This is a genomic window from Phenylobacterium sp., from assembly GCF_030645195.1.
Classification (GTDB): Bacteria; Pseudomonadota; Alphaproteobacteria; order Caulobacterales; family Caulobacteraceae; genus Phenylobacterium.
In genome coordinates this window covers 1-6,696 of record NZ_JAUSLW010000041.1, presented here as the reverse complement: position 1 = coordinate 6,696, position 6,696 = coordinate 1, and the positions used below count along the sequence as shown (strand labels likewise).

Genomic DNA, 6,696 nt, shown 5'->3' with positions numbered 1-6,696 from the left:
CTGGCGGCCTACCTGGCGGTCCAGCGGTTCCAGGCCCCGCCGGAGCCGGCGGTCGTCGCCCCCGATCCGGGCTTCAAGGTGGAGATCTACACCCCGCCCGCCAAGCCGGTCGTCGAGACCAAGCCCGAGATCAATCTGCACGAAACCCCCCGCCCCGACGTGACGCCCGAGGCCACGATCTCCGCGCCGCCCACCCCGCCCACGGTGATCGAGACCGGGCCGCCGCCCACGACGATCGCCCAGACCGTGGCGCCGCCGAAGGTCATCGACCTGCCGGCGCCGCCGCCGGTGATCACCTCGCCGACCTGGCTGCGCAAGCCGGGCGCCCGGGAGTTCGCCCGCTTCTATCCGGAGAGCGCCATGCGCCGGAACATCGAGGGCGGCGCGACCCTGGCCTGCCTGGTGGGCGGCGACGGCGCCGTCAGCGCCTGCCAGGTGATCGGCGAGAGCCCCGACAACGCCGGCTTCGGCCAGGCGGCGCTCAAGCTCGCGGCCTATTTCCGCATGAGCCCCCAGACCCGCGACGGCCAGCCGGTGGACGGCGCCATCGTGCGCATCCCGATCCGGTTCGACCTGGGGAACTGAGCGAGTTGGGCCTGTTCAGTAGCTCTTGGGCAGGCCCAGCACGCGCTCGGCGATGTAGTTGAGCACCATCTCGCGGCTGATGGGGGCGATGCGGGCGATCATCACCTCGCGGAAGTAGCGTTCGACGTCGTATTCCTTGGCGTAGCCCATGCCGCCGTGGGCCAGGACCGCGGCCTCGCAGGCGTTGAAGCCCGCCTCGCCGCCCAGGTACTTGGCGGCGTTGGCCTCGGCCCCGCAGTCGCGGCCGGCGTCGTAGAGGGCCGCGGCCTTGAAGGCCATCAGGTTGGCGGCCTCCAGCTCGGCCCAGGAGCGCGCCAGCGGGTGGGCCACCCCCTGGTTCTGGCCGATGGGCCGGCCGAAAACGATCCGCTCCTTGGCATAGGTCGCCGCCTTGGCCAGCGCCGCCCGGCCCAGGCCCACGGCCTCGGCGCCGAACAGCACTCGTTCGGGGTTCAGCCCCTCCAGCAGATAGTAGAAGCCGCGCCCCTCCTCGCCGATCAGGTCGCCGGCCGGGACCTCCAGGGCGTCGATGAAGACGCTGTTGGACTCCACCGCCTTGCGGCCCATCTTCGGGATCACCGTGGCCGAGATCTTGGCGCGGTCGAAGTCGGTGTAGAATAGACTTAAGCCCTCGGTGGCCTTGCGCACCTGATCCTTGGGCGTGGTCCGGGCGATGATCAGGATCTTGTTGGCCCGCTGGGCCATGGTCGTCCACACCTTGCGGCCCGTGATCACATAGCCGTCGTCGGTGCGCACGGCGCGCGTCGTGAGGCTGGTGGTGTCGAGGCCGGAGTCGGGCTCGGTGATGCCGATGCAGATCTTGTCCTCGCCCGAGATCAGCCGGGGAATGGCGCTGGCCTTCAGGGCCTCGGAGCCGAACTTGGCGATGGGCATGGGGCCGAAGATGTTCAGGTGCAGGGCGCTGGCGCCGGAGAACCCCGCCCCGGACTGGGCCACGGCCTGCATCATGATCGCCGCCTCGGTGAGGCCCAGGCCCGCCCCGCCCAGCTCCGTCGGCATGGCCGTCCCCAGCCAGCCGCCCGCGGCCATGGCGGCCACGAAGGCCTCCGGGAACTCGCCGGTGTCGTCGGTGCGCCGCCAGTACTCGGCGTCGAAGTCGGCGCAGACCCGGGCGACGCTGTCGAAGATCGCCTGCTGCTCGTCGCTCAGCCAGAAGCCGCTCATGAGCCCTCTCTAGATATTGCCGAACCGCCCCGGATCGAGGCGGGCGGCATAGGGGCCAACATCCCCCTCCGTCACGCAAGCGGTGATGATCCTGGCCACCAGGGGCGCCAGCAGCCAGCCATTGCGCCGCGCACCGACCGCCAGCAGGACCCCGTGGTGGCGGCCGCGGCCCACCATGGGCAGGCCGTCGGGGGTGGCGGCCCGGACCCCGGTCCGGGTGACGACCTGGGCGCCGGCCACCGCGGGGAACAGCTTGGCTCCAGCCGCCATCAGGGCGGCCACCCGATCGGGCTCGACCGCCAGGTCCTCGGCGCCGGCCTGCATGGTGGCGCCGAGCGTCATGCCCCCGGCGTCGGCGGTGACATAGGCGCCCTCGCCCCGCACCACCACGCCGTCATAGGCCGGACCTGCGACCCGCAGGATGTGCCCCTTGATGGGGGATAGCCGCGCCAGGGACGGCGCGATCACGCCGAGCTCGCGGCCCATACCGGTGGCGATCACCAGCCGCTCGCCGCCCTCGAAGCCGTCGGCGGCGCGGGGGTGGAAGGTGACGCCGGCGGCCTCTCCCGCTGCGCGCAGGGCCGCCAGCGTCGCCGCCGCGTCGATCCGCCAGTCCTCGCGGGTCAGCAGGCCGTGGCCCCAGTCGGGCGCCAGGCCCGGCGCCAGGTCCACCATGGCCTGTCGCGGCATCTCCGTGGGGTGCAGGCCAAGCCTGCGGACCCCGGCGTCGACCCGATGCAGGAAGTCGGCCTCCCCCACCGCCAGGGCGCCGGCGCGGTCGACGGTGATGCCGATACGGGCCTCCAGGGCCGGCCACAGGTCGCGGGCGGCCAGCAACAGGCTGAAGTGGGGCGCGGCGGCGGCGTCCAGCACCGCCTCGAACACCGGCGCCAGCATGCCGGCGGCCACCGCCGAGGCGTTGGTTCCTTCCGGCGACGGATCATAGACCGCCACCTGCGCCCCGGCGTCGGCCAGGGCGAGCGCTGTGGTCAGGCCGAGCGCGCCCGCGCCCGCGACCGTGATCCTCGGCTTGCGGTTCATGGGCCTAACCAACGGGCTTCGGCCTCGAAATCAAGCAAATCTCACATCGAGGGCGAGGCGCCGCGCCGATAGCGGGCCAGGCCGAGATTGAACAGGGCCGCGGCGATCCCGGCGTGGAGGACGGCCCCGAAGGCCACCAGGCCCAGGGTTTCACCGCTGGGATGGCGCACCATCCCCATGGGCGCCAGGACCACGAAGCCGGCCGGCAGGATGGTGAAGGCGATGGCCTTCACAGCCCCCTGATAGATCGAGCCCGGATAGCTGGAGAACAGCAGGGTGAAGTCGGTCAGGTCGCGGGCGAAGCTGCGGGCCCCGGCGGCCCAGAAGGCCAGGCTGGCGAAGCTGATGGCGGCGCTGACATAGACGGTCGTCCCCGCGGCGATCCCCAGCAGCAAGACGGGCAGGTCCGACCAGGACAGCTTGGCGAACACCGCCAGCACGAAGACCGCGCCGGCCAGGTCGCCCCAGGCCGTGGCGATGCTCTCCCGGACCAGCAGGCGCGAGATCAGGCCCTTGGGCTGGGTCAGCAGGGCGTCCAGCTCCCCGCGCAGCAGGGTGGCGGCCATGTCGCGATAGCCGCCGAAGAAGACCCCGGAGACGCCCACCACGGACATGGTCAGCCCGAACAGCAGGGCCATGTCCGACAGCCCCCAGCCGCCGATCGACCGGAAGCCGGCGAAGAACAGCACCCACAAGGTCAGGAAGAAGACGTCGTTCAGCAGCATGCCGCCCACCTGGATCGCGAAGTTGCCGCGGTCGGAGAAGGAGGTGCGGATCGCCGCCGCCGACTGGGCGGCATAGAGGCGCAGCGAGCCGATCATACCCCGCCCTCCCGCAACACCTTGGCCAGGCCCGCCCGCCACAGGGCGACGCAGAGCAAGGACAGCAGCGCGATCCACAGCACCTGCCAGGCCGCCGCCTTCAGGAACATCGTCCCCGACGGGTGCAGGGCCTGGATGCCGGCCCAGTAAAGGTGGGCGGCGAAGGGGGTGACCTCGCCGATCTTCCGCAGCCAGTCGGGATAGAGGCTGATGGGGGCGAAGAGCCCGCCCAGCAGGAACATCAGCTTCTGGATCACCAGCTGGAAGGGCAGGATCCTCCGCGCCCAGAAGGCGCAGAGCCCGGCCGTGGCGTAGAGCAGCATGCCTACCGTCACCGCCAGCACCCCCAGCACCGCCAGATAGGGATAGGCCGCCGGCGGAGGTCCCGCCCGCCCCGTGGCCGCCAGCCAGGCCACGGCGGTGACCCCCAGGGCGGCCAAGCGCACCAGGGTTCCGCCCAGGCTCTGGGCCAGGCTCTGCAGCAGGTAGAACTTGGGCCGCAGCAGGTGCGGCTCCAGGCCGCCGGAGCGGATGTCGTCCTCGAACCTCAGATGGACGGAGGGCAGGGCCAGGGTGATCCACTCCGTCGCCAGGACGTAGAGCACCAGGTCCCCCTTCGGCAGGGGAATGGCGCCGGCCACGGGCTCGGCGGCCACCTTGTCCCACAGGGCCGAGAGCACGGTCATGATCAGGACGTAGAACAGGCAGCGCCCGGCCAGCACGGTCCAGCCGGCCAGGCCCTGGCCCGCCCCGATCCGCAGGGCCTGGGCCGCGGCGGTCAGGTCACGCCGCATGGGTCGAGGCGTAGATTTCGGCGATCACCTCCTCCATGGGGGGATCCTCGATGGTGACGTCCTCGATGCCGCCGTCGGCCAGGGCCGCGGCGATCACCTGCTCCACGCGGGTCAGGCGGGTGTCCACCTCCAGGATGGTGGCGTGGGCCTCCGAGGCCCGCCGCGTCACCCCGGGCAGGTCCAGGGAAACCCCCTGCCCCGCCGACTGGAAGGTGATGATCTTGCGCCCCAGGAACCGGCGGCGGAGCTGGTCGGTGGGCTGGTCCACCACGATACGCCCCTGGTTGACGACGATGACCCGGTCGCAGACCAGCTCGATGTCGCGGGTGTCATGGCTGGTGAGCAGCACGGTCTGGCCATGGTCGCGGGCATGCTCGCGGATGAAGTCGCGGATGGCGGCCTTGGCCGTCACGTCCAGGCCGATGGTGGGCTCGTCCAGGAACAGCAGGTTCGGCCCGTGCAGCAGGCTGGCGGTGATCTCACACCTCATCCGCTGGCCCAGCGACATGCGGTGGACCGGCTGGTCCAGCAGGTCGGCGAGCGCGAACCGTTCGGTCAGCTCGCCCAGCCGCTTGGCGAAGGGCGCGGCCTCCTGGTCATAGATGTGACGCAGCAGGGCGAAGCTCTCGCGGGCGGGCAGTTCGCCCCAGAGCTGGGAGCGTTGGCCAAACACCACGCCGATCTTGTAGGCGAGCGCCTTGCGCTGCTTCCAGGGTGTCAGGCCCAGCACGCTGGCCTCGCCCGAGGACGGCTCCAGTATGCCCGACAGCATCTTCAGGGTCGTGGACTTGCCCGCGCCATTGGGACCAATGATGGCCACCCGCTCCCCCGCCCCGATCTCGAAATCGACGCCGGCCACAGCCTCAACGATCACATGTTCGGGGGAGAAGGCCTCGAAGAAGCCGCCGCGCCGCCTAGCGTAGCGGTAGGCCTTGGAGAGCGACTTGACGGTGATGACGGCGGACATGGCGGGCTTCGATTTCTGAGAGGGTCGATGGGTCTGGCGAGGAGCACGTAAGCGGCGTCGGAGCCCGGTAGAGCTCATTGCCGCACGGCATCTGGCCAAACAGATTGGTCATCGTCTCAGGTCGTTGAAGCGCGCGAACAGGTTCGCGGAACGGCGTCATGTCTAGACGGCGATTCCGCATTTCACAACCGGGGCGCAACGAAGCTGCGCTATGTGTGGCTTTCGCGCACGCTCATGCCTCGCGCTGCCCTATCGCCGTTCCCCTGCTAAACTCGCGACATGACGCCCGCCTTCGTCAGCCACGCGTTCGGCGCCCCGGCCCTGGCCCCCCTGGTCGTGTCGGGCGGGTTGGAGCGGACGACGCCCCGGACCAGGCTCGTCGTCTTAGGTTTAGAGCGTGACGGGCGCCGGAACCGACACCCGCTTCAGGCTGTCACGCTCTAGGCTCCTCGGATTGGAGGCCCCATGAAAGCCATCGCCCGCACGCTTCTTTTCGCCCTGGCCTGCCTGGCCGCGCCAGCCCACGCCCAGGCGCCGCCCACCGACCGCCTCGCGCCCGTCGCCGCCCTGGTGGGAGACTGGACGGGAGTCGGCGAAGGCCAGCCCGGAACATCGGCCTCGACCCGGCACGCCACGCGTATCCAGGCCGGCCACTTCATCATGGTCGAGGGGCGCTCGGTCTATCCCCCGCAGGACAGGAACAAGACCGGCGAGGTCCATACGAGTCTGGACGTCTGGAGTTACGACACCGCCCGCAAGCGCCTCATGCTGCGGCAGTTCGACAGCCTCGGATTCGTCTCCACCTACGCCCAAGACCTGGACCGCAGCCGAGACCGCTGGGTCGTCATGGTCTCGGAGCACCTGGAGAACGTCCCTGCCGGCTGGCGCGCCCGCTACACCTACGAGTTCGCCGGCCCGAACGCGTACCGCGAGCACTTCGAACTGGATGCGGGCAAGGGCCTTGAGACCTACGTCTCCGGCAAGTACCTACGCGATCGGGCCGCGACGGACCGCTGACTCGTCGCCGCATCTCAGCGCCGGCGGAACAGGGCCTCCAGGCCCTGGATCACGTCCTCCATCAACCCGCCCTCGGTGTCGGCGGGGTCGGCCAGCATCATCGAGGCCGCGCCATGGCCGCAGGCCCAGACCGCCAGGGCCACCTTGTGGATCAGGTCGGGGTCCCGCTCCTGCTGGTTGGGGGACTCGGCGATGGCGGTCTCGATGACGGCGAAGGCGCGGTCGCGGGCCGCGGCCACCTCGGGATCGGCCAGGGCGGCGGGATCGAACATCAGGCTGTAGAGCG

The 6,696-nt window shown here is 70.7% G+C and carries 8 protein-coding genes; 2 read left to right on the top strand and 6 right to left on the bottom strand.

The annotated features are described in order from the left end of the window. A partial coding sequence (locus Q7T09_RS03670) for an energy transducer TonB (RefSeq protein ID WP_304697715.1) occupies positions 1-585 on the top strand: 585 nt, incomplete at its 5' end. Positions 586-600: 15 nt separating this feature from the next. Here Q7T09_RS03670 and Q7T09_RS03665 read toward each other — a convergent pair. Genes Q7T09_RS03665 through Q7T09_RS03645 form a run of 5 tightly spaced genes read right to left on the bottom strand, consistent with a single transcriptional unit; the run spans position 601 to position 5,393 of the window. Continuing rightward, entirely contained in the window at positions 601-1,770 is a 1,170-nt protein-coding gene (locus Q7T09_RS03665) for an acyl-CoA dehydrogenase family protein (RefSeq protein ID WP_304697714.1), read from the bottom strand. 9 nt (positions 1,771-1,779) lie between these two features. After that, positions 1,780-2,811 (bottom strand): FAD-binding oxidoreductase, encoded by a 1,032-nt coding sequence (locus Q7T09_RS03660; protein WP_304697712.1) that lies wholly within the window; start codon positions 2,809-2,811, stop codon positions 1,780-1,782. A 41-nt stretch (positions 2,812-2,852) separates the two neighbouring features. Next, positions 2,853-3,632, bottom strand: a complete 780-nt coding sequence (locus Q7T09_RS03655) for an ABC-2 family transporter protein (protein WP_304697711.1) — start codon at positions 3,630-3,632, stop codon at positions 2,853-2,855. Continuing rightward, positions 3,629-4,426, bottom strand: a complete 798-nt coding sequence (locus Q7T09_RS03650) for an ABC-2 family transporter protein (protein ID WP_304697710.1) — start codon at positions 4,424-4,426, stop codon at positions 3,629-3,631. Before Q7T09_RS03650 ends, Q7T09_RS03655 begins: the two co-directional genes overlap by 4 nt. Next, positions 4,416-5,393: an ATP-binding cassette domain-containing protein gene (locus Q7T09_RS03645; protein ID WP_304697709.1), complete on the bottom strand. Its 978-nt coding sequence runs from the start codon at positions 5,391-5,393 to the stop codon at positions 4,416-4,418. Before Q7T09_RS03645 ends, Q7T09_RS03650 begins: the two co-directional genes overlap by 11 nt. A gap of 465 nt (positions 5,394-5,858) precedes the next feature. On the opposite strand from Q7T09_RS03645, the gene Q7T09_RS03640 reads away from it, so the two are divergent. Next, positions 5,859-6,410: a hypothetical protein gene (locus tag Q7T09_RS03640; protein WP_304697708.1), complete on the top strand. Its 552-nt coding sequence runs from the start codon at positions 5,859-5,861 to the stop codon at positions 6,408-6,410. Between the two features lie 14 nt (positions 6,411-6,424). Here Q7T09_RS03640 and Q7T09_RS03635 read toward each other — a convergent pair. Then, a partial coding sequence (locus tag Q7T09_RS03635) for a TetR-like C-terminal domain-containing protein (protein ID WP_304697707.1) occupies positions 6,425-6,696 on the bottom strand: 272 nt, incomplete at its 5' end.